This is a genomic window from Paenibacillus sp. TC-CSREp1 (assembly GCF_050171015.1).
Classification (GTDB): Bacteria; Bacillota; Bacilli; order Paenibacillales; family Paenibacillaceae; genus Paenibacillus; species Paenibacillus silvae.
On record NZ_JBNOKM010000014.1, the window covers coordinates 12533 to 38538 of the forward strand.

The following is a 26006-nucleotide window of genomic DNA, read 5'->3' on the forward strand; positions in this document are numbered from 1 at the left end:
TATGATGATTTCCATGGTTGTTTTTGTTCAAATAGCATCTATATTGATTGGTCGAGGGTCGGGTAAAGAGGACGTATTTTGAAAAAAGAGGTAGGCGGGCCTGGTGCCGGACACAGGTGTCTGCATTCGAGTGAGGTAGGGAAATGATCAAAAAGAGGAAGGCCCCGCAGCCGATTTTGGGCTGCGGGGCCTTCCTCTTTTTAGATATGAGGCATAGACATTTTGCGCTGGAAAGCTGCGATATCTGTATACTCCTCTTCCAGCTTGCGTGAAATACGAATATAGATCGGCAGCAGCTCCCGATAGATGGAGGCATGCTCTTTGATCGGTGTATGCCGGTGAGTTGTACCTACCATAGAGGAGACGGCGTGCAGGGACTTGATTCGACCTGTAGCGTAAAGGCCGAGCACGACAGCGCCGAGACAGGAGCTTTCGAAGCTCTCGGGCACAACGACCTCTTGATTAAAGATGTCGGACATCATCTGCCGCCATAACGGAGAGCGTGCGAACCCACCGGTAGCCTGTATCGAGGTTGGCTGTCCAATCTGCTCCTCCATTGCCAGCAGGACGGTATAGAGATTGAAAATTACGCCTTCTAGCACAGAACGAATCATATGCTGCTTCTGATGGTGAAGTGTCAGCCCAAAGAACGAGCCGCGGGCATCCGGGTTCCAGAGCGGGGCGCGTTCGCCAGAAAGGTACGGATGAAAGAGCAGTCCTTCGGAGCCTGGCGCGACACGCTCTGCAATTTTGGTCAGAACGTCATAGGAATCTATGCCAAGACGCTTGGCCGTTTCCACTTCGGATGCAGCGAACTCATCCCGTACCCAGCGGAACAGCATGCCACCGTTATTCACAGGTCCGCCTACAACCCACATATTTTCGGTCAGGGCGTAACAGAAGGTCCGGCCCTTTGGATCGGTTACAGGGCGATCAACGACGGTGCGAATCGCTCCGCTGGTACCAATTGTTGCAGCGACAACACCTGGTTCAATCGCGTTGACACCAAGGTTAGACAAAACCCCGTCACTTGCGCCGATGACAAAGGGCGTAGAGGGGGAGAGGGCCATTTTTTCAGCCGATTCGGGATGGATTCCCTCTATTGTATAGGTGGTTGGTACAAGCTTTGACAGATGATTGGCTGTAATGCCTGCAAGATCAAGAGCTTCCTTGTCCCAGTCCAGCTGCTCCAGATTAAGCAGCCCGGTGCAGGAGGCAATAGAATGATCGACAACATATTGCCCGAACAGGCGGAAGAACAAATACTCTTTAATAGAAATAAATTTTGCCGTGCGCTGGAATAATTCAGGCTCATCATGGCGCAGCCACATCAATTTGGTCAGGGGTGACATCGGATGAATGGGTGTGCCTGTACGCAGATAGATCTGATGGCCAACGCCATTCTCCTGCAGTTTAGTCGCCCAGGCTGCGCTGCGGTTATCTGCCCAGGTAATGCAGCGTGTCAGCGGCTGATGCTGCTGATCCATGGCAATGACGCTGTGCATGGCCGAGCTGCAGGATACAAAGAGAACCTGATCAGCCGAAATCTGGCTCTCGCTCATTACGCCGCGTACCGAGCGAATAGCTGCCTGCACGATCTCTTCGGGGTCCTGTTCGGCTACATCCGGTGCAGGGGTGTAGAGCGGATATTCCTGAGTGGAGGTCGTGATCACCTCGCCTTGCTCTGTGAATAACACGGATTTGGTACTGGTAGTGCCGATATCCATTCCAATCATATAGTTGGTCATAGAGAGATCCCTCTTTCTTTAAAGAACTGAGAACCTATTGTTGAAGATAAGACTGCAATTAAACAGATTTACACGTATATTTTAATTTTACACCACTGTGCTCAGCAGCAAAATAAAGAGCAGTCCAACAACGGAGAGTAGTGTTTCCATAACGGTCCACGTTTTGAGTGTTTGAGCAACGCTCATATTAAAGAATTCCTTGATCATCCAGAAGCCTGCATCATTGACATGGGACAGGACGAGAGAGCCTGCGCCCGTAGCAAGCACAACCAGCTCAATATTGGCTCCAGGTGTCAGCGTAAGCACGGGGGCTACAATACCTGCCGCTGTAGTCATAGCAACCGTAGCTGAACCGGTAGCAACGCGAATGAGGGCAGCTACAAGCCAGGCGAACAGAATGACATTGATGTTGGCATGTGTGGCGAATTCGGCAATGGCATTGCCCACGCCGCTATTGATCAGCACCTGCTTGAATGCGCCGCCGCCGCCGATGATGAGAATAATCGTTGCAGTGGGTGCCAGGCATTCGCTGGTGAAACGGGATATATCATGTTTGCTGAATCCGCGCGCAAAGCCGAGTGAAAAGAGGGCAAAGACAACAGCGATTAGCAAGGCAATAATTTCATTACCAATAAATTCACTGAAAACGGTAAAGCCGCTTGTTGCTTCAGGATCAACGATATTTGCGACAGAGCCGATGAGCATGAGAATGACGGGAAGCAAAATAGTGAACAGGGTAATTCCAAATCCGGGCAGATTGCTGTTCTTCTTGGCTGAGAACTGCTCAGCGAGCTCCGCTGGCGGTTCGGTATGAATTCTTTTACCGATAAATTTACCGAATACAGGTCCAGCAATAATCGCTGTAGGAATACCGACCAGCAGGGAGTAGAGAATCGTTTTCCCCAGATCAGCGTTATAGGCTTCGATTGCAATCATAGGGGCTGGATGCGGCGGAACAAGCCCGTGTACTGTTGAGAGACCAGCCAGAATAGGAATTCCGATCTGAAGCAGGGACATGTTCGTTTTGCGGGCCACGGTGAAAATGATCGGAATCATGAGAATGACGCCTACTTCAAAGAAGACGGGAATACCTACAATAAAACCAACAATCATCATCGCCCAGTGCACTCGTTTTACACCGAAACGGTCCACCAGGGTCGTAGCAATCTGCTCGGCTCCGCCGGATTCGGCCATCATCTTGCCGAGCATGGTGCCAAGTCCAATGACGATGGCAATCGTGCCTAATGTACCGCCAAGGCCTCCTGTAATGGAGGATATGACATCAGCTGGTTTCATTCCCGTTAATAAACCAAGCATCAATGCAGATAATAGAAGGGTAATGAACGGGTTCCATTTATATTTGGAGATCAACAGGATCAGGAAGATGATGGCGATCAACGTCCAGACCAGCAGTGTCGCATTATGGGATAGTCCGAAAATAGTGCTCATGATGAGATTACTCCTTTGTCTGAGTTATAAACAAACGCTTACAAATCGTCGTAACGACACATAACAGCTGTCTGCTTGCAGCAGTACGATTAAAAATCATGTAGAGATTATCATGCCCTAAAAAGTGAAAAAATCGCATTTTGTATACTTGTCGACAAGTTACTTGCAATCATTCACAGCGGATTGATTGCGAGTTCTTCTTATCAAAGCTGCTGGCTGAGAAGCTCCATTAAAATTCAAAGCTTTCGTGCAACGTTTGACCCGAGTCTTTGAAATAGGTGCGAACCCCGGCCTGAATCAGAAGTTTGTCGCCCGATTCAAGCGCTGCTGCAAGTGATCGATGCTTCTCGACTACAGCGCTTACTTTGCCCTCGCCTTGAGCAAATACCCGGCGTGTTGTCAGAAGCATGACCGTCATCACGACATATCTGATGCTGTTCCACAAATGCGAAATGCGGGTATGCCCAGCCGCTTCAATAATGGTCTCATGAAACGTAAGATCCTGATAGGCAAATTCGACAGCATCATGGTGTTTGCCGGCAAGCTGCATTTTGTCGATAATGTTGCGCAGCTTCGTGATTAATGATGGCGGTACATCGGCAGCCAGTCTCTGCTGCACAAAGCTTTCAATGAGAAAGCGAACATCGTACAGCTCCTCGACATCCTTCATATTCAAGCCCAGGATCACAACACCCATCCGTTCAAGGCGAATCAGACCTTCATTAGACAACGTTCTCAGCGCTTCGCGAACAGGCGACCGGCTGCTGTCGAAATCAGCAGCAATTCGATTTTCCGACAAAATTTCTCCAGGCCGAAGGGTTCCGCTAATAATTCTCAGCCTTAATTCGCATGCTATGGCCTCACCGCGAGATGCTCCTTGAAGCCAGGAAGATGGAAACTGCATATGGCTAACGCTCCTAAAATTAAGTAATCCGTACAGTTATTTATCATAACATACGGTGAGGCCGCCGCCGAAAAAAGCAATAAGTATACTTGTATACAAGATGTTTTTTTATCCTACACCTTTCTTGAAAACTTGTAAACCTCACCTTTAAAGCGGATACAAACCGAAACCAATTTAGCAGAGTTAAAACTAAATATTCTTTATCCACATGTGAATAACTTTAAACAGGGAGAAAAATAATGAGTGCTTCGCGAGAGGTGTGGATAACCTGAAAGGGGCTTAACACGGCGGTTTTCGGTTCTTGTTGGGGATAACTTTTGGTCTTGGTTTAGTCCAATGGATAGTTGGCAGAAGGGCTGGCTGGAAGAACACGAATCTCAAATGCTGGAAAGCGTATGAAAAAGAGGGAGCAGGGTGGTGCATTTCAGTTGACTTTTCCAATTGGACGTGGTTAAATATATAAAGGTGTTTTCTGTGAAGATGAAAATGATTCATCACATAAGTATTTCCTTGTAAGGAGGTGCAATACATTGAGACCTACATTCAAACCGAACGTTAGCAAACGTAAAAAAGTTCATGGTTTCCGGAAAAGAATGAGCACGAAAAACGGCCGTAAAGTTTTGGCTGCACGTCGCCTGAAAGGCCGTAAAGTCCTGAGTGCTTAATGCATGTGAAGACCACCGAGGTGGTCTTTTTTTTCTTAAATGAGAGTTTTACACCTGGATTTTGTTTCCCTTTGGTTGGAAACTTACCTTAATATATATTTGTCGCCTGGGCGGTTTACCGTCGTTCAAGAAAGCCTATACTAAATCAGTAATGAGGCCTCCGTCAATAACGTGGATGGGGGACAGCAAGGAGAAGCGCCGTGTATAAAAGATTGCGTCTGCGAAACCGGGCGGACTTTAGCCGCGTATATCGCTATGGAAAATCGTTTGCCAATCATCAGTTTGTGGTGTATGGATGTCGCCGTAAAGATACGGAGCAATTCCGGGTGGGCGTATCATGCAGCAAAAAAATCGGAAACGCTGTCGTGCGTAACCGGATGCGGCGCATGATCAAGGAAATTGTACGTCATCATGAGCAAGAGATTGTTACGCAGATGGACCTTATATTCATCGTCCGCAAAGGTGCACTTGATATGCCTTACAAGGAGATGGAAAAAAGTCTGCTCCATGTGCTGCGTAAAGCCTCTCTGCTGAAGTCGTGCAAGCGGTAAGCTTCGGTTTATTTGTCCTCCTAATTATGGTATGATTTACGGTGGAATGGAATGGTTAAGAGAGGGGTTATGAAGTGTCGCGATTGAAGACATCTAAGGGGAAGTGGATTCTCCTCATTGCAGTCATTGCAATGGTCACTGTACTCGCCGGTTGTACTCCGCAAGGTGCAGGGGTTACAACGGAAGATTTGAAGAATAGTGATTCATTCTGGCAAGCCAATGTAGTGTACTGGTTCTCACTGGCGCTGGATACATTCGCCAACTGGTTTAACGGTGAATATGGATTTGCCGTACTTGTAATGGTGCTAATTGTAAGGACATTGATACTGCCATTAACGTTGAAGCAGGTTCGCAGCTCCAAAGCGATGCAGGCTATTCAGCCGCAGCTGAAGGAGATTCAAGCCAAGTATAAAGATACACCTGAGAAAGTTCAGCAAGAAACGATGAAATTGTTTCAGGAGAACAAAGTCAATCCGATGGCGGGTTGTTTGCCACTTCTGATTCAGATGCCGATTTACATCGCACTTTATAACTCCATTTACGGAAACTCCAGTCTGAGAACCCACGACTTCCTGTGGCTTCAGCTTGGAGCGCCGGATCACCTGTTTATTTTGCCAGTGCTGGCTGCCATCACAACATTCATCCAAACGTGGATGATGATGCGCATGAATCCTACACAGCAAATTGGACCGATGCAGTTCATGCTGTGGGTGTATCCGATCCTGATTTTCGTGATGTCGTATCAGTTCCCGTCAGCGTTGCCGCTTTACTGGTTCTACAGTAATATCTACACCATCGTGCAAAACTATTTCCTTTACCGGAATAATGATAAAGTTGTGGCCGAGGTCAACGTGAAGCAGAACAGCTCTTCCAAAAGCGGAGCTAAACGCAAAAACGGCGGCAGAGCCACTGTCTCTGGGAAAGGGTCGAAAGGGGCCAAAAAATCGAAATGACCACAGTCATTACGTCAGGAAAAACCGTTGAAGATGCTGTAAACCAAGGATTGGCTGAGCTTGGCGTGAGCCGGGACAAGGTCGAGATACAAGTGTTAGAGCAGCCGTCAAAAGGATTCCTGGGTTTGTTCGGGGTAAAGGCTGCCAAGGTTGAAGTCAAACTGCTGCCTGTGCCCGAAGCTGTTTCGGAGCAGCCGATCAAACCAGCCACACCTGAACCCGAGATAGATGCATTACTTGAGGGTGTAGCAGTCCATAATCCCTATGAAGAAGCGGCTGCATTTTTGAAAGAGGTTGCGGCAGGTATGGGGCTGGATGTGGAAGTGCATATCAAAAAACAGCGTGATGGTCATATCTTTAATATATCCGGGGAAGACCTGGGTATGATTATCGGTAGACGTGGACAGACGCTGGATGCTCTTCAATATCTGACCAATATTGTAGCCAACCGTTACTCGGAAAGCTTCGTGCGCATCGTGCTCGATGCGGAAAACTTCCGCCAACGCCGGCGCAAAACGCTTGAGGATCTGGCTGAGCGATTAGCTGGACAAGCCATTCGAACTGGCAAGGAAGTTGTGCTTGAGCCGATGCCTCCGCTTGAACGGAAAGTAATTCATGCCAAACTGCAAAATCACCCGCAGATTAAGACATTAAGTAAGGGCGAGGAGCCTAATCGGCGTGTGGTTATTACGTTGAAATAACACGCAATTGAAGACGCAATGGCTTCCTGCCCGGTGCAGAAGCCATTGCTTTTTTCGTACCGAAGCATATGAGATAGGTAGTATACCAATGGAGTCGAATATATGTTGGCATTCTCCGGAATGGGCTGGATGACAACTTCAATATAGAGAGTAGGGAGAGATCACAATGATTAGCGATACGATTACTGCCATATCTACAGCGGTCGGTGAAGCGGGTATTGCTGTTATTCGCGTCAGCGGTCCGGATGCGGTGGCAGAGACGGAAAAGATTTTTCGCAGCAAAATTCCTTTGACCCAAGCAGAAAGCCATACGGTTCATTACGGACATATTATAGAGCCCGCAAGCGGGGAGAAAATCGAAGAGGTGCTGGTAACCGTGATGCGTGCGCCTCGTTCATTTACCACAGAGGATGTTGTCGAGATTAGTGCGCATGGTGGAGTCGTATCGGTTAAACGCGTGATGGACCTGCTCCTCCAGCTTAATATCCGACTCGCTGAACCAGGTGAATTTACGAAACGTGCATTCCTTAATGGACGGATCGACTTGTCTCAGGCAGAAGGGGTTATGGACCTTATTCGCTCGAAATCGGATCGAGCCTTCTCGGTAGCATTGAAGCAGGTTGAAGGCAAGCTGTCCTCCAAGCTGCGCGATCTGAGACATACATTGGTTGAGACGCTTGCACATATCGAAGTAAATATCGATTATCCAGAGCATGATGTGGAGTCATTAACGTCCGAATTTATTAAAGAAAAATCCAGCCAGGTTATGGGTGAGATTGATAAATTGCTCACCACGGCTGAGCAGGGCAAAATATTGCGTGAAGGCATTACTACAGCGATCGTTGGACGTCCTAACGTGGGTAAATCTTCATTAATGAATACACTGGCACAGGATAATCGGGCAATTGTCACGGATATTCCTGGCACGACACGCGATGTCATTGAAGAATTCATTACAATCAACAATATCCCGTTAAAGCTTCTTGATACAGCTGGTATTCGGGAGACGATGGACGTTGTTGAGAAGATTGGGGTGGAGCGTTCCCGTTCCGCGGTTAATGATGCAGATTTGATTTTGATGGTTGTTAATGCGGCAGAGCCCCTTCATCAGGATGAGATTGAACTGCTGGAACAAATCCGCGGTAGACAATCAATTATCATTATGAATAAAATGGACTTAACGCCACAGATTGACCGTGACGTGCTGCTCCGTTATATTCCTGAGGAGCGGCTTGTTCCGATGTCGGTGAAGGATGATCTGGGTGTCGATCGATTGGAGGATGCCATCTCTACGTTGTTCTTCAGTGGCAAGCTGGAATCTGCAGATTTGACCTATGTCAGCAATGTTCGTCACATTGCGCTGCTCAAAAAGGCAAAGCAATCGCTGGTGGATGCTTATGAGGCTGCAGATCAGTTTGTTCCTATTGATATGATCCAGATTGATGTTCGTCTGGCGTGGGAGCAGCTTGGAGAGATCGTGGGAGATACGGCACATGATGCCTTGATTGATCAGATTTTCTCCCAGTTCTGTCTAGGAAAGTAAATCATTATACCACCTATTCATTGAAAGGGTCGTGTATGATGGGAAGGTACAATCTCTGCCCGTTGTCAAAGGATGGAATGATGTTGTTGCCAGGAAGTGTTGGTTTCATATAGATAGCAGTGAAATAAGGAGGTAATTACACATGGCTTTTGATGGCGGCAGTTATGATGTCATTGTCGTTGGAGCAGGACATGCCGGGGTAGAATCAGCTCTTGCAGCAGCCCGCATGGGTTCCAAAACGCTGATGATTACGATCAACCTCGACATGGTGGCCTTCATGCCTTGTAACCCATCCATTGGGGGACCGGCTAAAGGACACGTCGTACGTGAGATTGATGCACTTGGTGGAGAAATGGGACGGAATATCGACAAAACCTTCATTCAGATGCGGATGCTGAATACGGGGAAAGGTCCTGCTGTTCATGCGCTGCGTGCACAAGCTGATAAATTTTCTTACCAGCATACGATGAAGGAAACGATGGAGAAAGAACCTAATCTGACCATGCGTCAGGGGATGGTGGACCGTCTGATCGTGGAAGATGGTCAGTGTGTCGGAGTGGTTACTCAAACAGGTACAGAATATCGCGCCAAAGCGGTAGTGCTGACTACAGGCACATATCTGCGCGGGAAAGTGATTATGGGAGAACTGATGTATGAGAGCGGACCAAACAATCAGCAGCCCTCCCTTAAATTGTCAGAGCATCTGCGTGAGCTGGGCTTCGAGCTTGTCCGTTTCAAAACAGGTACACCACCACGTGTGCATAAGGATACGATTGATTTTAGCAAAACCGAAATCCAGCCGGGTGATGATCAGCCGAAGTTCTTTTCCTATGAGACAAAATCTTCGGACAACGAGCAGCTGCCTTGCTGGCTGACATATACATCTGTAGAGACACATCAGATTATTAATGATAACTTGCATCGTGCTCCGATGTTCTCTGGTGTAATTGAAGGAACAGGGCCACGTTACTGCCCATCCATTGAGGATAAAATCGTACGTTTCAGCGATAAGCCCAAGCATCAGATTTTCCTTGAGCCAGAAGGTAAAAATACGTCCGAGTATTACGTTCAGGGCTTGTCTACAAGTCTGCCAGAGGATGTACAGCTCGCCGTTCTTCGTTCTATACCTGGTATGGAAAAAGTAGAAATGATGCGTAACGGTTACGCGATTGAATATGATGCGATGGTGCCAACCCAATTGTGGCCATCACTAGAAACGAAACGCCTTCCAGGTCTGTTCACTGCGGGTCAGATTAATGGTACATCCGGTTATGAAGAAGCAGCGGGGCAAGGAATTATGGCAGGTATTAATGCGGCACGGAAAGTGCAGGGCAAAGAAGCGATTGTGCTTGACCGCTCTCAAGGTTACATTGGCGTTCTCATTGATGATCTCGTTACCAAAGGAACAAATGAGCCGTACCGCTTGTTGACCTCTCGTGCCGAGTATCGTTTGCTGCTCCGTCATGACAATGCGGATATGCGTCTCACAGAAATCGGTCATGATATTGGATTGATTACGGAAGAGCGTTATGCAGCTTTCCTGGACAAAAAAGCGAAAGTGGAGCAGGAGATTAATCGTTTGAAAGAGGCCAAGGTCCGCCCTGTTGACGTCAATGCGAAGCTGGAAGAGATCGGTTCAACACCGATTCAGGATGGCAGCACACTGCTGAATCTGATGCGTCGTCCAGAGATTGGTTACGACTGGATTGAGCAAATTTCCCCTTCCGAGGTGGAACTGACGGCTGACATGAAGGAGCAGGTTGAGATTCAAATTAAATATGCCGGTTATATTGAGAAGCAATTGATCCACGTGGAACGTTTGCTGAAAATGGAGAAAAAGAAAATTCCAGAAACGATCGTATATGATGAGATTCATGGTCTGGCGATGGAAGCCAAGCAGAAGCTTGCGAAGATCCGTCCAATCTCCATTGGTCAGGCATCTCGTATTGCGGGCGTTACGCCTGCGGACATCTCCATCCTGCTTGTATATCTGGAGCATTATAACCGCGTTACCGCAGCAAGGGGACAATAATGGACGATATTCAACAGCAGCTGCAGCGGCGCTTGAAAAAGCATGGCTTGGAAATCGGAGAACTCCAGTTGGAACAGTTTGAATTATATTATAAAGAGCTTGTTGCCTGGAACGAAAAAATGAACCTGACTGGTATCACCGATCGTGAGCAGGTATACACAAAACATTTCTATGATTCAGTATCGCTGGCATTTTATACGGACATGACGAAGGTAAACAAGCTGGCTGATATTGGCTCGGGAGCAGGATTCCCCGGACTGCCGCTGAAAATATGTTTTCCTCATCTCCAGCTTACGATCATTGATTCATTAAATAAACGTATCGGCTTCTTGCAGCATGTGGTGGATACACTTGGTCTTGAACAAGTAGAGTTGATTCATGGCCGTGCCGAAGAGCTGGGCCGCAAGGAAGGGTACCGGGACAGCTATGATCTGGTTACGGCACGCGCCGTAGCCAAGCTGGCGGTACTGAATGAATTTTGTCTTCCTTTTGTGCGCAAGAGCGGTATGTTTGCCGCGATGAAGGGTGGAGACCCGCGCGATGAAATGAAGGAAGCAGAATTCAGCTTTAATCAGCTGAAAGGCCGGGTAAAGGCTGTGCATCCGTTTCAGTTGCCTGTAGAGGAATCGGAGCGTCATATCATTTTGATTCAGAAGTTTGATAAGACGCCGCATAAGTATCCTCGTAAACCAGGAACACCACTTAAAACGCCGCTGGTGTAAGCAAGTTTGAACACGATGTATTATAACTAGATGATGTTAAAAATAGAAGATGGTAAAGCAGGGAGGATGTTTCACGTGAAACATCCTCTTTTGTTTTATTTTTATCATAAAAGTAAGTATCAATTTTCCCATAATGATCAAAGTAAAGCAGGAAAATTTGCTGGCTTTAAAGAATAGGTAAACATAGGATTATGGAGAAAAAGATGATAGAATAGAAGTATCCGATCCTGCATGATCAGTGATCATAGAGTAGTTCATATAGATATATTGATAAGCAATTCATATTAGTAAGAGTAAGTGATAATAATGGCATAACTTATTTCAGGAAGTTGAATGTGAGTCCTCGCTTATGGAATAAGAAGCACCTGCTGTGCATGCGGGAGCTATTACGAAACTAGGTGGTAATCTACGGAATGAAAGAACAATTCTCGAAGTTGTTTGGTTTGGCGGATCGCAATAACGGAGATGAAGTTAAACAGGTCCCTGTTAATGAAATTGTGAGCAGTCCATATCAACCCCGTACTATTTTTGATGATGATAAAATTGATGAGCTGTTGCAAACGATCAAAACTCATGGCGTCATTCAACCGATTGTTGTGCGTGTTCGAAATGGCTCTTATGAGATCATCGCCGGAGAACGGCGCTGGCGTGCTGTTCGTAAGCTGGGCTTAGAGCATATCCCGGCTATTGTGCGTGAGTTTAATGATTCTCAGGCCGCATCCATTGCTTTGATCGAGAACTTGCAGCGTGAAGGTCTGACCTCCATTGAGGAAGCGGTTGCCTATCAGAAATTGATTGATCTGCATCATCTGACACAGGAGAGTCTGGCGCAACGTCTTGGTAAGAGCCAGTCTACGATCGCCAACAAAATTCGATTGCTGCAGCTTCCAGAAGGTGTAAAAACAGCCTTGATGGAGCGCAAAATTTCGGAACGACATGCTAGGGCGCTATTGTCCCTTGATACCGAAGAACTGCAGCTGAAATTACTGGGCGAGATTATCGACAAGGAATTGAATGTGAAGCAGACGGAGGCACGAGTTGCTTTTTACAAGGAAGCTTCCAAGATCAAAAAGTCCAAACGTATATCCTTTACCAAGGATGTAAGGCTGGCGCTCAATACGATTCGTCAATCGATTGACATGGTGACTGGTTCAGGTATGGATATCAAAACTAAAGAAGCTGATCATGAGGATCATTACGAGATCGTTATTCATATTCCAAAACGCAAATAATTGAAGCTTCTAAGGCGGCAATGGGCCGCTTTTTCTGTCTAAACAGTCAGATGGTGTATAACGTGAAGAGGAACAATCGTTTTGCTAAAACGGTAGTTGTTATTCGTGCGCACGATGGCCACCTGCTTATTGTTAACTGTAACTCACAACCTACTAGAAAAGACTCCTATTTTATTTGAGGTGAAGGTATTGTCTAAGATTATGGCCGTAGCAAATCAAAAGGGCGGTGTGGGGAAAACAACGACATCGGTTAACTTGGGTGCAGGACTTGCTTCACTAGGGAAGAAGGTACTGCTTGTGGACATAGACCCCCAAGGGAATACAACGAGCGGAGTCGGAATTAATAAAGCAGACGTGGCGAATTGTATATATGACGTTCTTATTAATGATGTGCCTACTCAGGAAGCGATCGCGGAGACACAAATTGATGGACTTCATATCATACCTGCAACGATCCAACTTGCCGGAGCCGAGATCGAACTGGTATCCACCATATCGCGAGAAGTTCGTTTGAAAAAGGCACTTGCACAAGTGAAAAGCAATTATGATTATATTTTGATTGATTGTCCGCCGTCGCTCGGTATGTTAACAATTAACTCCTTAACCGCCTCTGATTCAGTGATTATTCCTATTCAGTGTGAATACTATGCGTTGGAAGGACTGAGCCAGCTGCTTAACACGGTTCGCCTGGTGCAGAAACATCTGAATACCTCCCTTCAGATTGAGGGTGTGTTGTTGACGATGTTTGATGCTCGGACGAATCTCGGTATTCAGGTTATAGAAGAAGTGAAGAAGTATTTTCAGCAAAAAGTGTATCAGACGATTATTCCACGTAATGTACGGCTTAGTGAAGCACCGTCACACGGGCAGTCTATTATTACGTATGATCCCCGATCCCGGGGAGCAGAAGTGTATTTAGAGCTCGCAAAGGAAGTGATTTCTTATGAGTAAGCGGCTTGGAAAAGGTCTGGATGCCCTCATTCCTTCGCTTTCAATTAATGACGACGATAAAGTCGTAGAAATCCCGATTAGCCAACTGCGGGCTAACCCTTATCAGCCGCGTAAAGCATTTGATGAGGAAGCCATTCATGAACTGGCCGAATCCATTCGGCAGCATGGTGTGATTCAACCGATCATCGTTCGGCCTGTGCTTCGAGGATATGAGATTATAGCAGGCGAGCGCAGGTTCAGAGCATCACAGTATTGTGGCAATGCAACTGTTCCGGCTGTTGTTCGTACTTTTAATGATCAGCAGGTTATGGAGATTGCCCTGATTGAGAACCTGCAGCGAGAAAATCTGAATGCAATGGAAATAGCGGTAGCCTATCAAGGGCTGATGGATCAATTCTCGTTAACTCAAGAAGAGCTTTCTGTGAAGGTAGGCAAATCACGTTCTCATATTGCTAACTTTTTGCGTTTGCTGTCTTTACCGGAGGAAGTAAAGGAGCATGTTTCACGTGGAACATTATCGATGGGCCATGCACGTGCCATTGTAGGTGTAAAGGATGAAAGCCTGGTTAAGCAACTGGCGAAACAGTCAATTGACCAGCAGTGGAGTGTGCGTGAGCTTGAAGAGGCTGTACAGCAGCTGGATCGTTCTAAAACAGGTGAAGCAAAGAACAAGAACAAATTAAAAAAGAAAGATCCCTTTATTGATACCTTGGAAGAATCACTGCGTGAACGATTTAAAACGACGGTGAAAATAAAACATGGTCAAAAAGATAAAGGTAAAATAGAGCTCAACTACTACAGCAAGCAGGATCTCGAGCGGTTATTGGAATTGTTGCAATAACCGCTCGGGTGGTTCGTTACAACATGCAGAGCTACTCATGTCATGACATATCGACTCTGTGTTCTGGAGAAGCGATATGTCATTCTTTGTTTGCGTGAATTCAGCATGGCACCCTTATGAGCAGAGGTGGTTAGAAAATGGAGAAGATGATATATCTCGATCATGCAGCAACTTCTTGGCCCAAGCCACCTGCTGTGGGTGAGGCGATGATGCACGCGCTGGAGTTCGCCGGGGCGAACCCGGGAAGAGGGAGCCATCGCATGGCTGTGCAGGCCAGCAGAGTATTGTTTGAAACAAGGAAAGAAATCGCGAGACTGTTTGCTGTCAACAATCCGAATGATATTGCATTTGGCTCCAATACAACAGAGGCGCTTAATCTTGCCATTCAAGGTTCTCTTCGGCAAGGTGATCATGTGATTGCCACTATGGCAGAACATAATTCGGTTAGACGGCCGTTGGAGTTTTTGCGCATGCAAGGTAAAATAGAGGTTGATTATGTACCTGTTGACGCGTCAGGTGTAATGGATCTGAAAAAGATGGAACGTATGTTTCGGAAAAACACTCGTCTGGTGGTTTGTACACATAGCTCCAATCTTCTAGGCAGCATTTTGCCTGTTGGTGAGATTGCAGAGCTATGTCATAAACATCATTCTGTATTACTTGTTGATGCTGCTCAAAGTGCTGGAATACTTCCTATAGATGTGGGGCAGCTTGGCATTGATATGCTCGCTTTCCCCGGACATAAAGGACTGCTGGGACCGCAGGGGACAGGTGGTTTATACATTTCTCCTGAGCTGGATATACAGCCTTTGCTGCATGGGGGAACAGGTAGTCAGTCTGAAGCGCTGGAGCAGCCTAAAGTGCGTCCTGATCGATATGAGGCAGGTACTCCGAATACGGTAGGCGTTGCTGGATTAGGAGCAGGAGTGAAGCATGTACTCGCTATGACACCTGCAATGATTGTTCAGCATGAATGGGAGCTGACACAGCATATTATGGAAGGACTTGCTTCTATTAAAGGTATTCGGATGTTAGGCCCTGATATTGGACAACCGCGAACAGGATTAGTATCCTTTATAGTGGAAGGATATGATGCTGCTCAACTGGCATTCCGACTGGATCGGAACTATGGTATAGCGGTACGCTCAGGCTTCCACTGTACACCACTGGCACATGAATCTGCGGGTACAACGGGAACTGGAGCTGTTCGAGCCAGTGTGGGATACAATTCTACTCAGGATGAGGCGGATCAGCTGATTCGGGCGGTAATAGAGCTCACCAAGGGGAACTAAAAGGCAAAAAAATAGGAATGTTGATATATTTTATTTGGAAAAATATGATTAATTCCTTGGTTATCAGGTTGATCTATAATAAAAGCGAAGGCAAGCGGACAGACGTGAATCTGATCAAAAACATAGAGGGGTAGTTGCACTTACATGGCTGAATTAAATGAGCTGATTCTGGAACAGCTGTTATGGATTATTGGCGGATTGGCATTACTTACGTTGATTCTATTAATTGTAAGTATTGCTCAAGGGGCAAGGTTACGGAAATTCAAACGTAAATATGAAGCCATGATGGCTGGCAGTGGTGTGGAGGACTTGGAGTCCCTGCTGATTAATCTGAAAATCCAGATGGACAGCATCGAGGATGAACACAAGCTGCAGACGAATCAGCTGCAGGAAGCATTGCAGAAGCTGGCCCGCATACAGGGCAAGGTCGGCGTGAAAAGGTATAACGCGTACGGAGAGCGTGGCAGCGACCTGAGCTTCTCTATAGCCATGATTAATGACAGTCAGGATGGTATGATTCTCACGGGATTATTCAATCGTGACGGTTCATATGTATATGCAAAACCTCTAAAAGGGGGAGAGTCATCGTATACACTATCCCCAGAGGAGAAGGAAGCAATTATTCTGGCACAGCAAGCAGAGTAGACCGGGTATGCCATTCCCGAATGGCTGAATAGAGACTGCTGGATATAATTTCAGACATGCGCATAACGAGACTAAGCCGTGTATTCTGAAGCACAAAGTATTCCATAAAACCGCCGACGTTAACGATACCTGTCAGATGGATATCGCCGACCGGCGGTAATTCTTTATTTACTCCTGCGCCAGGCTTGAGAGGGCCGTCTACGACCTGAATACAACCTACACTGGAGGATTGACCCAGACAAGCATCAATGCCGATCACATATGGATTGTGATGGGTTTGATAAATCTTGTGGAGTGTATCCTGTAAATTAACCGCATGTACGGGTTCATCAAGCGTGCCATACAGATGAAACAGAGGGCTGTCCCATTTGGCGAGTGATGTGCCCACCAAGGGGCCAAGGCAGTCGCCGGTAGAGCGGTCTGTGCCGATACAGACGATGACTACATTTTGCAGAGAATGAGCTTTGTAGAGATGAAACATCAAACGATGTACAATAGCAGAATGCACGCCTGGATCGGTGTGGGGTATTTTCAAACTGGTCATATCTTGTGACGAAAAGGAACGAGAAGCAGGGTTCATAGGATCTATCCTTTCCCTTGGAATAGTAGTAACAGTATATGGAAAGGTAGAGTGTTTTATACTTCGCAAGGACAAGCTTTTTGCTTTTGGGCCGAGAACTGCCCGCAGCTTGAAAGGAGCAGAACATGGACGAATGGATCGATGATTGGATGCTGATTGCTTTTGACTCGACACAGCAGGCGCTGCGTGCAGAGATGCTGCTGGAGTTTGCCGAGATTGAGATTGACTTGTTTCCGACCCCTAAAGAGATTACCGCAGGTTGCGCTCTGTGTATTCAATTTCCCAAAGAGGACCTGTCACGGGTACAGAAGATTATTCGGGACGAGTTTGTGGAGATTCGCGGTCTCTATTTCAAGACGGAAGACAGCTATGATAACATACCGATGTAGAGGAGGGATCAGATGAGGTTACCTATTTACTTAGCTGCGAGCCCTGAAGAGAATTCTACCAATCAAGTTGTAAATAACGCCATTCGCTGGACGGATAAAGTGTGGGACAAAATTTCGGATGCGGATATGTGGCTTAACATCATGTTCAGCTCGATCCGTATCCTGATTATTTTTATTATTACGCGTATCGTGATTAAAGTGGTGTACCGGATTATTGATCGTTCCATGGCTCGTAAACAGGAAGGCAAAATTCGTGTGAATCCCCGCAGATTCGTAACCATTGGGGAGCTGTTAAAAAATGCGACCTCGATTACGTGTAATTTCATTATGATTCTGTTACTGTTATCAGAGATTAATGTTCAGGTTGGCCCGCTCCTGGCCAGTGCAGGTGTACTTGGGCTTGCCATTGGTTTCGGTGCTCAGGGTCTGGTGAAGGACGTTATCACCGGATTTTTCATTATATTAGAGGATCAATTTGCTGTAGGGGATGTTATCCAGACGGGATCGTATAAGGGTACGGTAGAGGTTATTGGACTAAGAACAACCAAACTTGTAAGCTGGCAGGGGGAAGTTCACATTATTCCGAACGGTACGATTGCAAGTGTGACCAATTATTCCATGTCCAACTCCTTGGCAGTGGTGGATATCCCGATGAAGGCTGATTTAACGCTGGATGAGTCTGTGCATCTGGTGAAGCAGTCGCTGGCTGGGATCGAGGAGCGTAATCTGAATATCGTGAAGGTTCCTGATGTGTTAGGTATACAGTCCATGTCAACGTCGGAATATGTTATCCGCATTGTATCTGAATGCATGCCCAATTCGAGAGCTTCGGTGGAACGGCAGATTCAGGGTGATGTGAAGAAAATTTTGGAGTATCATGAAAGAAGCAAGCAGGCAGCATTGGAGCAGGCTGCAGCGCTCGATAATGATGAGGGAGATGGTGCAGGTGGAGCGTAAAAGTTTCCAGCTTGGAGATATTGTAGAGATGAAAAAGCAGCACCCCTGTGGCAGCAATGAGATGGAGATCATTCGCATGGGCATGGATATACGGATCAAATGTGTGGGCTGCAAACACAGCGTGCTGATTCCCAGAGCCAAGTTTGAGAAAAATATGAAAAAGGTGCTTCGCGCTGCAGAAGAAAACGCGGAGTCTTGAGGTATGATTCGCAAGCGAATCATATTTTTAAATTCAAATTAGCAATATCTGCACACGTCATAAGTGGAAGTTGTAGACCCGGAAATAACGTTTACATACAGGTGTGGTGCAGGTATTGCTTTCCTCCTGCAAGCATGATATAATCAATTTTGCTGCGGAAAGGTACCCAAGAGGCCCAAGGGGGCTGACTCGAAATCAGCTAGGCGTGTCACAGCGTGCGTGGGTTCGAATCCCACCCTTTCCGCCACTTCACGTTTTTGTTTATCGAAACCGTAATGTAGTACATAAGCTCCACGAAATGGAGTTTTGAATTGAAAATGCAGAGGGCTTTCCATTCGGAAAGTCCTTTTTTTGAATCTTTTTGATGGAAGAAAAATAAAGAGCCCCGAAGGGCTCTCTATCCGGCGGTACATGTTTAGTCAGATCACAATCGGTCGTAACGACAGAAACGCTGGCTGTACTGCTTGCTGCAATACGCGTGCTTCAGACGAGGTCTTACACACCCATATGCTTCTTATATTACGTGATTCATCTCCAACAGCGAAAAATCGGCTTCGTTGTCCAACGGAACCACACCTCTCTTGTGTACCGCCTGATTGTATTATGTGCATATTGAGTTTTTATATACGTGAACATTACAAAATATTTTAGTGCACCCGAGCCTTGGTCAGCTTTTTCCACTTGCGGTTATGGTTGCTGGTTTCCGGGAAAGCTTCGCCTTTCTTCAACGTAACTCGCTTGGGATTGTTAATTTCCGTATGAAAACTTTTCTCTCCGACTTCCGTGTACTCTCCATCGTTCGGTGCTTTATCTCCCGGTTCAAATTCGGTTCGTTCACCCATATCAAGCAGCCTCCTCTACAGAATGAGATCATTGTTGCTTCTATAGTGTGTTCAAGTCATTACTTGATCATGTTGGTGATTATGTACCAATCTGTACAGGGAACGTTTGCTTGCATTTCGTCTGTGGATTTGTTATATTAATATAGTTCGAGTTTGTGCTCGTTCCTTGCTCTCAACCTGGATTGAGGGCCAGAGTCCATAAGGAGGTGAAAATTATGCGCAAATATGAAGTGATGTACATTATTCGTCCTGACGTTGAGCAAGAAGTTGTTCAAGCTACAGTCGATAAATTCCAAGGCATCATCTCCAACGGCGGTGGTGAGGTTACTGCTCACGACGTTATGGGTAAACGCCGTCTTGCGTATGAGATCAAGAAATTCCGTGATGGTGTTTATGTTCTGGTACACTTCACTGCTGAACCAGCAGTAGTTACTGAGCTTGAGCGTCTCATGAAAATTTCCGACGAAGTAATTCGTTATCTCATTACTAACGACGTTAAGTCTGCTTAAGACAGTAACTCGTGATTATCGCACCAATACGCTCAGAAGGAGGGGATTACATTGTTGAACCGTGTCATTCTGATCGGCCGGTTAACCCGGGACCCTGAGTTGCGTTATACTCCAGCAGGAGTAGCCGTGACACAATTTACTTTGGCCGTAGACAGACCGTTTACAAGTCAAGGGGGAGAGCGGGAAGCAGATTTTATTCCGGTCGTAACCTGGAGACAGCTTGCTGAGACCTGTGCAAACTATTTGCGTAAAGGTCGTCTGGCTGCAGTCGAAGGACGCATTCAAGTACGGAACTACGAAAATAACGAAGGTAAACGTGTATACGTAACCGAAGTCATTGCCGATAATGTTCGTTTCTTGGAGTCAGCTAACCGTGAAGGCGGTGGCGGCGGGGGACAACCTATGCGTGAAGAGCCTTCTTATGGAGGCGGCAGCGGACGTGCCAGCAACAATAATGCTGCGCGTAGCAACAATCAGGATCCTTTTTCCGATGACGGAAAACCGATTGATATATCGGATGATGATTTGCCATTTTAACGTGAGCCGATACTCATTACGAGATATGGGTTACATGATAGGAAAGGACTGAAAAGCATGGGCTTCAAGCAAAGAGAAGGCGGAGACGATAAAAGACCGGCACGTCGTGGTGGTCGTAACAAACGTCGTAAAGTGTGCTTCTTCACAGCGAACAAAATCACTCACATCGACTATAAAGATACGGACTTGCTTCGTAAATTTATCAGCGAACGTGGAAAAATTTTGCCACGCCGTGTAACAGGTACTAGCGCTAAATATCAACGCATGCTGACGATTGCAATCAAACGCTCCCGTCAAATCGCATTGCTGCCATACACAACTGAGTAGTCACTACTCAGTTTGCATACAAGAGCAGTCGGCTTATAGCCGGCTGCTTTTTTGTTGTGTGCATAAACATATACAGGAGAGAGAACACCTATGAAAAATGGAGAAAATGAAAACGTATAATCATGTATTTTTGCAAAAGAAGCTTTCAAAGGCGAGATGAATTATAATAGAGTTTAACTTGTATGGATGGGAACAAAGACCTTCGCTATATAGCCTGTGACTGGAGATTGAGTCAAAATAACATCGGGAGAGTATATGAATTCAATACAACGTAAGGAAAGAATACGAAGAAGGAAAAGCTTGAGAAACTGGATCATCGCAACGCTGTTTATATCTATTGTATTTGTATGGTTACAGCAAAAAGGAGACTTTGGTGAGTTATGGCCGGATCAGACGATACCCGAACCAATACCTATTACGGGATTACATCCAGTGGTGGCGGAGAACGAGGGTGTACTGGTTCGTATGGCTGCCAGACGTGGCATAAATGTTGTAATTACCCATGGATACAGAAGTGTGGCAGAACAGGATGCACTTTTTGCTCAGGGACGATCAGCATCAGGAAATATCGTTACCAATGCAAGAGGAGGGGAGTCATATCATAACTATGGACTTGCCATCGATTTTGCCTTGAGAACCCCCGAAGGAGACATCGTGTGGGACATGGAGCGTGATGATAACGGCAATGGCAAGGCAGACTGGATGGAAGTTGTAGATTTGGCCAAAGATATGGGTTTTACGTGGGGAGGGGACTGGACAGACTTCCCGGACTATCCTCATTTGCAGATGGACTTTGGTTTAAGCATTCGTGATTTGAAGCGCGGCAAAAGGCCTCCAGCTGAACCATAATAGATATATTATATATGCATCATTATGAATAATTATTATAAAAGTCCTGCTTATCGTAGGACTTTTTTCTTTCTTTTGTAAAATAAATGTTCAAAAGTGACAATTAACTCTTTACAGCAACAAATAAATAAAACTATACTAGAATAACTAGATTTTTACGTTTTTCTTGCAAATGTTGCATAGACACAATAATTCAGCGCTTTTCGGTTCCTTAAATATATTCTTCTCTTAATCGACAAAATCCTCCTATATATGACATGAAATTTACATCGTTTTTCTTTTTGGTGTGAAAATATCATGGAAATTACAATTTGACGTTATAGATATGTTATATATGGCCCGTGAAAATCTTGTAATACTTACCCCCCTTTTAATGAAGAAATGGTCCCACATAAACGATTAATCCTTATTAAACCCCGACGTATATACCTTTTAGTTAAAACTAATACCCAGAACTGTAGTAAAGAAAACATTTATTCCAAAAAACACAAAATAATGATTGACGTTAACTAAAATTACACGTATGATTACAGTAATTATTTGTAATTATAATTCCGCTAGGAATTATCAACATTAATTGACCAATGGTTTAAATTGAAACTTATGATCTTGATTCTGTTTAGGATAAGGTATTTTGTATACACTTTTGTTCATTTTATTGAAGAACATGGAAATATACAGTAGATGCATTCATTTACTCACGAATACAGTCTGCGGAATTTACGGGGTTAGGGTGATTGATTTGAATAATGAGCTATTGGAAGTCAGAGATCTTACAACATCATTCAGAATTGAAGATAACTATTATGCAGCAGTTGACCACGTTAACCTGAAAGTTAAGAAAAATGAAGTGCTCGCTATTGTAGGGGAATCCGGCTCGGGAAAAAGTGCTTTTGCATTCTCGCTGATGGGGCTGCATAACAAAGCTAAAATTGAAGGTCAAATTCTCTACAAAGGACAAGATATCGCTAATCTCCCTCCTAATCAGTTGAATAAACTGCGCGGGAAAGAAATGGCGATGATCTTTCAGGACCCATTATCCGCATTAAATCCTCTCATGATCATAGGTGAACAGATTGAAGAGATTCTTACGCTTCATCAACCTAAGCTGTCTTCGAAAGAAAAGAAAGATAAGGTTATTCACTTATTGAACCAAGTAGGGATTCCTCGTCCCGAACAAATATACAAGCAGTATCCCCATGAATTATCTGGTGGCATGAGACAGCGTATTGTCATCGCAATTGCGATTGCGAACAAACCGGAGCTGTTGATTGCTGATGAACCAACAACAGCGCTTGACGTTACGATTCAGCTGCAAATTCTTGAATTGATTCGCGAGCTCAAGAATGAGATTAATGCAGGCATTATACTTATCACCCATGATCTTGGTGTTGTAGCCGAGATGGCAGATCGGGTTGCTGTAATGTATGCAGGTGAGATCGTTGAAATTGCGGATATCGTAACACTTATGACCAACGCGAAGCATCCGTATACACGATCATTGCTGAACTCTATTCCTACAATTACCGAAGAGAAATCCAGGCTGCATGTCATTCAAGGTATTGTGCCTTCTCTCAAAAATCTCCCTCGACAAGGCTGCCGCTTCAAGGCGCGTATTCCTTGGATCAGCGAATCAGCTCACGAAGACAACCCGAAAATGCATGAAATTGCACCAGGTCACTTCGTAAGGTGTACCTGCTATCAGCATTTTCATTTCCCTGATCAAGCAGAGGAGGAATAACATAATGGCACTACTCGAAGTAGAAGGACTCAAAATACACTTTCCGATTCGCGGAGGATTACTTAAACGGGAGATTGGTAGCGTTAAGGCCGTTGACGATGTCAGTTTTTCCATCGAAGAGGGCCAGACCTACGGGCTTGTAGGCGAATCAGGCTCAGGCAAAACTACAACAGGCAGGGCTGTAATTGGTCTGAACCATGTAACGGCTGGCAAAATTTTATTTAATGGTAAGGACTTAACCAGAGAACGACGCAAAGATCGTCAGCTTCAGCGGGATGTGCAGATGATATTTCAGGATCCGTACTCTTCGCTTAACCCGAAGAAAAGAGTTCTAGACATCATTGCCGAGCCTCTCCGTAACTATGAGCGTCTGACGGCAGCTGAAGAGAAGAGACAGGTCGCTAATTTGCTGGAAAAGGTCGGGCTCAGCCCCGAATCCATTCACAAATACCCGCATGAGTTCTCAGGAGGACAGCGTCAACGGATTGGCATTGCTCGTGCTATCGCACTCAAGCCAAAACTAATTATTGCTGACGAGCCTGTATCGGCTCTTGATGTATCTGTACAGGCCCAGGTGCTTAATTTCATGCAGGAGATTCAGAAGGAACTAAATCTGACGTATCTGTTCATCAGTCATGATCTGGGCATTATACGCCATATGTGCAACCAGATTGGAATTATGTATAAAGGTCGATATGTGGAACAAGGGACAACAGATGATATTTTTGAAAATCCCCAGCATATTTACACCAAACGTCTTATCGCAGCCATTCCGGATATGGACCCGACCAAACGTGAGGAAATGAATGCTTTCCGACAACAGATCAAATCCGAGTATGAAAACTCATACCGCAATTTCTTCGATGAGGAAGGGCTTGCTTATTCGCTCCAATCCATTTCCGATACTCACCGGGTAGCTCTACCTCAGAAAGGTTGAAGGCCATATGTGGAAAACTATAGTTCGTCGAATATTTATTATGATTCCTCAAATATTTTTGCTTAGTATTCTTGTCTTCCTGATGGCCAAAGCCATGCCAGGGGATGCATTGACGGGCTTGCTCGACCCGAGCGTTGACCCGAAAGCGCTGGATGAACAGCGTGAACGACTGGGGCTGAACAACCCTTGGTATGTGCAGTATTGGGATTGGATCAGTCACGCTGCAATAGGCGATTTCGGACAATCCTTCCGTTTCAAAATGCCAGTAACCGACCTCATTGGTCAACGGATTGCCAACACGTTCTGGCTTGCTTTGGCAACGCTCATTCTCACGTATCTTATTGCGATCCCGCTCGGCATTATCAGCGGACGTTACAACGATACATGGTCTGACCGTTTGATTACAGGTTACACGTACCTGGGCTTTGCAGCACCGTTGTTTATCTTCGCTCTGGTTATGGTCTGGATCTTCGGCTTCCGTTTTGGCTGGTTCCCGACTGGAGGAAGTGTGGCACCGGGTCTCACACCAGGCACTTTCGAATATGTCATAAGCAAAATACACCATTTGCTTCTGCCCGCGCTATCCATGGCGTTAATCTCTACCGTATCAACGGTACAATATTTGCGCAGTGAGATCATTGATATCAAACACAAGGAATTCGTGCTTACGGCAAGAGCCAAGGGTGCTTCGGAATCCCGAATCTACAACAGACATATTTTGCGAAACTCCCTGCTGCCGATTGCTGCATTTTTCGGTTACGAGATCACGGGACTGATTGGCGGGACCATCTTTATCGAAAGTATATTCAGCTATCCGGGTATGGGGCAGTTGTTCCTGAATTCCATCTCATTACGGGATTTCAGTGTTGTTACAGCACTTGTATTGTTATATGGGGTTGCTACAATTCTAGGATCGTTGCTGTCTGATATTATTCTGGGGTTGGTCGATCCGCGTATTCGCATTAAGTAAGAACTTGAAGATTTCGGGGTGAAAACAGATGAGCAGTGCCAATGATGTTGTTATAACTTCACAGAAAACGGACAAAAGCCCCTCAAGCTGGAGGATATTATGGCGAGAGTTGGTTAGGGATAAAGTAGCCTTGGTTTCGCTCATTTTTCTAGGATTGGTTGTCGTCCTTGTATATGGAACTTCCATGATCCTGGATCAGGATGAGATTGTTAAAGTAGATCTATTTGCACTCTATGAGCCACCGTCAGCACAGTACTGGCTTGGAACAGATTATGGTGGCCGGGATGTATTTGGTCAACTTGTAATTGGGACAAGAAACTCTTTAACTATCGGGATTCTGGTTACGTTGATGACCGGATTCATCGGGATTCTGGTTGGTGTGCTTTCGGGATATTTCGGTGGCATGATTGATAATATGTTTATGCGTGTGGTGGACTTTTTCATGATTCTGCCGTTCCTGATGATGGTTATTGCTTTTGTAACGGCTGTACCAAAGTATAATATCGTTTCATTCTCACTAATTATGACCGCCTTCCTATGGATGGGGATTGCTAGGCTGATTCGATCCAAAGCACTTCAAGAGGGCGAGCTGGAGTATATTAAAGCCTCCAAAACATTGGGATCATCTCACTTTAAAATTATTGTATCTCAGCTTCTTCCCAACCTGAGTTCAATCATTATCGTTACGATGACGTTGAACCTGGCGTCCAATATTGGTCTTGAATCCGGGCTGTCTTTCCTGGGATTTGGTTTTCCAGAAAGCACACCCAGTCTGGGAACACTCGTAAGTTATGCACGTAATCCGCAAACGCTGGAATACAGATGGTGGATATGGCTACCTGCATCACTACTAATTCTGGTATTGATGTTGAGTATAAATAATGTCGGACAGGCGTTGAAGCGTGCGACGGATGCAAGACAAAGAAGAGGTTAAAAAAAG

Annotated in this window: 28 protein-coding genes and 1 tRNA gene; 24 read left to right on the top strand and 5 right to left on the bottom strand. The window is 45.6% G+C overall.

The features are described 5' to 3' along the window. Window positions 1-200: 200 nt before the first annotated feature. From gntK to ACQSGY_RS21020, 3 genes are all read right to left on the bottom strand, one after another. A complete protein-coding gene (gene gntK, locus ACQSGY_RS21010; protein WP_289376238.1) occupies window positions 201-1748 on the bottom strand; it encodes a gluconokinase in 1548 nt (515 codons plus the stop codon). A gap of 87 nt (window positions 1749-1835) precedes the next feature. Next, entirely contained in the window at window positions 1836-3197 is a 1362-nt protein-coding gene (locus tag ACQSGY_RS21015) for a gluconate:H+ symporter (protein WP_216515465.1), read from the bottom strand. Between the two features lie 229 nt (window positions 3198-3426). Further along, window positions 3427-4101 carry a GntR family transcriptional regulator gene (locus tag ACQSGY_RS21020; protein WP_216515464.1) on the bottom strand — a complete coding sequence of 225 codons (675 nt, stop codon included), beginning with the start codon at window positions 4099-4101 and terminating at the stop codon, window positions 3427-3429. A 530-nt stretch (window positions 4102-4631) separates the two neighbouring features. On the opposite strand from ACQSGY_RS21020, the gene rpmH reads away from it, so the two are divergent. The 12 genes from rpmH (at window position 4632) to ACQSGY_RS21080 (ending at window position 16229) form a co-directional block, all read left to right on the top strand. Continuing rightward, entirely contained in the window at window positions 4632-4766 is a 135-nt protein-coding gene (gene rpmH / locus ACQSGY_RS21025; protein ID WP_019914530.1) for a 50S ribosomal protein L34, read from the top strand. 200 nt (window positions 4767-4966) lie between these two features. After that, window positions 4967-5317, top strand: coding sequence for a ribonuclease P protein component (rnpA, locus tag ACQSGY_RS21030; RefSeq protein WP_111269861.1), 351 nt, complete (start codon window positions 4967-4969; stop codon window positions 5315-5317). A 74-nt stretch (window positions 5318-5391) separates the two neighbouring features. Further along, the gene (locus tag ACQSGY_RS21035) at window positions 5392-6270 is read left to right on the top strand and encodes a YidC/Oxa1 family membrane protein insertase (protein WP_111269860.1); all 879 of its coding nucleotides are present in this window, start codon (window positions 5392-5394) and stop codon (window positions 6268-6270) included. Further along, on the top strand, window positions 6267-6971 hold the full coding sequence (gene jag / locus ACQSGY_RS21040; RefSeq protein WP_427180473.1) for an RNA-binding cell elongation regulator Jag/EloR: 705 nt from the start codon (window positions 6267-6269) through the stop codon (window positions 6969-6971). The genes ACQSGY_RS21035 and jag overlap by 4 nt, the downstream gene beginning before the upstream one ends. A gap of 166 nt (window positions 6972-7137) precedes the next feature. Beyond that, window positions 7138-8514 carry a tRNA uridine-5-carboxymethylaminomethyl(34) synthesis GTPase MnmE gene (gene mnmE / locus ACQSGY_RS21045; protein ID WP_184191363.1) on the top strand — a complete coding sequence of 459 codons (1377 nt, stop codon included), beginning with the start codon at window positions 7138-7140 and terminating at the stop codon, window positions 8512-8514. 142 nt (window positions 8515-8656) lie between these two features. Further along, window positions 8657-10546, top strand: a complete 1890-nt coding sequence (mnmG, locus tag ACQSGY_RS21050) for a tRNA uridine-5-carboxymethylaminomethyl(34) synthesis enzyme MnmG (protein ID WP_427180475.1) — start codon at window positions 8657-8659, stop codon at window positions 10544-10546. Next, window positions 10546-11268, top strand: a complete 723-nt coding sequence (gene rsmG / locus ACQSGY_RS21055; RefSeq protein WP_427180477.1) for a 16S rRNA (guanine(527)-N(7))-methyltransferase RsmG — start codon at window positions 10546-10548, stop codon at window positions 11266-11268. The genes mnmG and rsmG overlap by 1 nt, the downstream gene beginning before the upstream one ends. 413 nt (window positions 11269-11681) lie before the next feature. Further along, a complete protein-coding gene (noc, locus tag ACQSGY_RS21060) occupies window positions 11682-12500 on the top strand; it encodes a nucleoid occlusion protein (protein ID WP_111269855.1) in 819 nt (272 codons plus the stop codon). Between the two features lie 189 nt (window positions 12501-12689). Next, the gene (locus tag ACQSGY_RS21065) at window positions 12690-13451 is read left to right on the top strand and encodes a ParA family protein (protein WP_111269854.1); all 762 of its coding nucleotides are present in this window, start codon (window positions 12690-12692) and stop codon (window positions 13449-13451) included. After that, window positions 13444-14292 carry a ParB/RepB/Spo0J family partition protein gene (locus ACQSGY_RS21070; protein ID WP_427180478.1) on the top strand — a complete coding sequence of 283 codons (849 nt, stop codon included), beginning with the start codon at window positions 13444-13446 and terminating at the stop codon, window positions 14290-14292. Before ACQSGY_RS21065 ends, ACQSGY_RS21070 begins: the two co-directional genes overlap by 8 nt. A 137-nt stretch (window positions 14293-14429) precedes the next feature. Then, window positions 14430-15584, top strand: a complete 1155-nt coding sequence (locus ACQSGY_RS21075; RefSeq protein ID WP_427180480.1) for an aminotransferase class V-fold PLP-dependent enzyme — start codon at window positions 14430-14432, stop codon at window positions 15582-15584. Window positions 15585-15728: 144 nt separating this feature from the next. After that, the gene (locus ACQSGY_RS21080) at window positions 15729-16229 is read left to right on the top strand and encodes a DUF4446 family protein (RefSeq protein WP_111269851.1); all 501 of its coding nucleotides are present in this window, start codon (window positions 15729-15731) and stop codon (window positions 16227-16229) included. Here ACQSGY_RS21080 and yyaC read toward each other — a convergent pair. Continuing rightward, window positions 16204-16809 carry a spore protease YyaC gene (yyaC, locus tag ACQSGY_RS21085; RefSeq protein ID WP_188594025.1) on the bottom strand — a complete coding sequence of 202 codons (606 nt, stop codon included), beginning with the start codon at window positions 16807-16809 and terminating at the stop codon, window positions 16204-16206. The two genes, ACQSGY_RS21080 and yyaC, sit on opposite strands and share 26 nt — an antisense overlap. Window positions 16810-16934: 125 nt before the next feature. Between yyaC and ACQSGY_RS21090 the strand changes: the two genes are divergently transcribed. The 4 genes from ACQSGY_RS21090 (at window position 16935) to ACQSGY_RS21105 (ending at window position 18601) form a co-directional block, all read left to right on the top strand. Beyond that, complete coding sequence (locus tag ACQSGY_RS21090; RefSeq protein ID WP_184191356.1) at window positions 16935-17198, top strand: DUF3343 domain-containing protein; 264 nt, start codon at window positions 16935-16937, stop codon at window positions 17196-17198. Window positions 17199-17210: 12 nt separating this feature from the next. Continuing rightward, entirely contained in the window at window positions 17211-18155 is a 945-nt protein-coding gene (locus ACQSGY_RS21095; protein ID WP_216515456.1) for a mechanosensitive ion channel family protein, read from the top strand. Beyond that, window positions 18145-18354 (top strand): DUF951 domain-containing protein, encoded by a 210-nt coding sequence (locus tag ACQSGY_RS21100; RefSeq protein WP_427180483.1) that lies wholly within the window; start codon window positions 18145-18147, stop codon window positions 18352-18354. Before ACQSGY_RS21095 ends, ACQSGY_RS21100 begins: the two co-directional genes overlap by 11 nt. Before the next feature lie 156 nt (window positions 18355-18510). Further along, window positions 18511-18601 (top strand) — tRNA-Ser (locus ACQSGY_RS21105). 400 nt (window positions 18602-19001) lie between these two features. On the opposite strand, the gene ACQSGY_RS21110 is transcribed toward ACQSGY_RS21105, so the two are convergent. Further along, on the bottom strand, window positions 19002-19196 hold the full coding sequence (locus ACQSGY_RS21110) for a YjzC family protein (protein WP_145405184.1): 195 nt from the start codon (window positions 19194-19196) through the stop codon (window positions 19002-19004). Window positions 19197-19411: 215 nt separating this feature from the next. Here ACQSGY_RS21110 and rpsF point away from each other — a divergent pair, with 215 nt between their 5' ends. The 8 genes from rpsF (at window position 19412) to ACQSGY_RS21150 (ending at window position 26000) form a co-directional block, all read left to right on the top strand. Next, window positions 19412-19705 (top strand): 30S ribosomal protein S6, encoded by a 294-nt coding sequence (gene rpsF / locus ACQSGY_RS21115; RefSeq protein WP_024629534.1) that lies wholly within the window; start codon window positions 19412-19414, stop codon window positions 19703-19705. Between the two features lie 51 nt (window positions 19706-19756). Beyond that, on the top strand, window positions 19757-20242 hold the full coding sequence (gene ssb, locus ACQSGY_RS21120; protein WP_427180485.1) for a single-stranded DNA-binding protein: 486 nt from the start codon (window positions 19757-19759) through the stop codon (window positions 20240-20242). A gap of 57 nt (window positions 20243-20299) precedes the next feature. Next, window positions 20300-20569, top strand: coding sequence for a 30S ribosomal protein S18 (gene rpsR, locus ACQSGY_RS21125; RefSeq protein WP_090923587.1), 270 nt, complete (start codon window positions 20300-20302; stop codon window positions 20567-20569). A gap of 255 nt (window positions 20570-20824) precedes the next feature. Continuing rightward, the gene (locus tag ACQSGY_RS21130) at window positions 20825-21418 is read left to right on the top strand and encodes a M15 family metallopeptidase (RefSeq protein ID WP_427180487.1); all 594 of its coding nucleotides are present in this window, start codon (window positions 20825-20827) and stop codon (window positions 21416-21418) included. Between the two features lie 742 nt (window positions 21419-22160). Continuing rightward, window positions 22161-23159 (top strand): ABC transporter ATP-binding protein, encoded by a 999-nt coding sequence (locus ACQSGY_RS21135; RefSeq protein WP_216515454.1) that lies wholly within the window; start codon window positions 22161-22163, stop codon window positions 23157-23159. A 4-nt stretch (window positions 23160-23163) separates the two neighbouring features. Further along, window positions 23164-24096 carry an ABC transporter ATP-binding protein gene (locus tag ACQSGY_RS21140; RefSeq protein WP_253299127.1) on the top strand — a complete coding sequence of 311 codons (933 nt, stop codon included), beginning with the start codon at window positions 23164-23166 and terminating at the stop codon, window positions 24094-24096. A 7-nt stretch (window positions 24097-24103) separates the two neighbouring features. Beyond that, window positions 24104-25066, top strand: a complete 963-nt coding sequence (gene opp4B / locus ACQSGY_RS21145; protein WP_427180489.1) for an oligopeptide ABC transporter permease — start codon at window positions 24104-24106, stop codon at window positions 25064-25066. Between the two features lie 28 nt (window positions 25067-25094). Further along, window positions 25095-26000: an ABC transporter permease gene (locus tag ACQSGY_RS21150; RefSeq protein WP_188594019.1), complete on the top strand. Its 906-nt coding sequence runs from the start codon at window positions 25095-25097 to the stop codon at window positions 25998-26000. The last annotated feature ends 6 nt before the right edge of the window (window positions 26001-26006 follow it).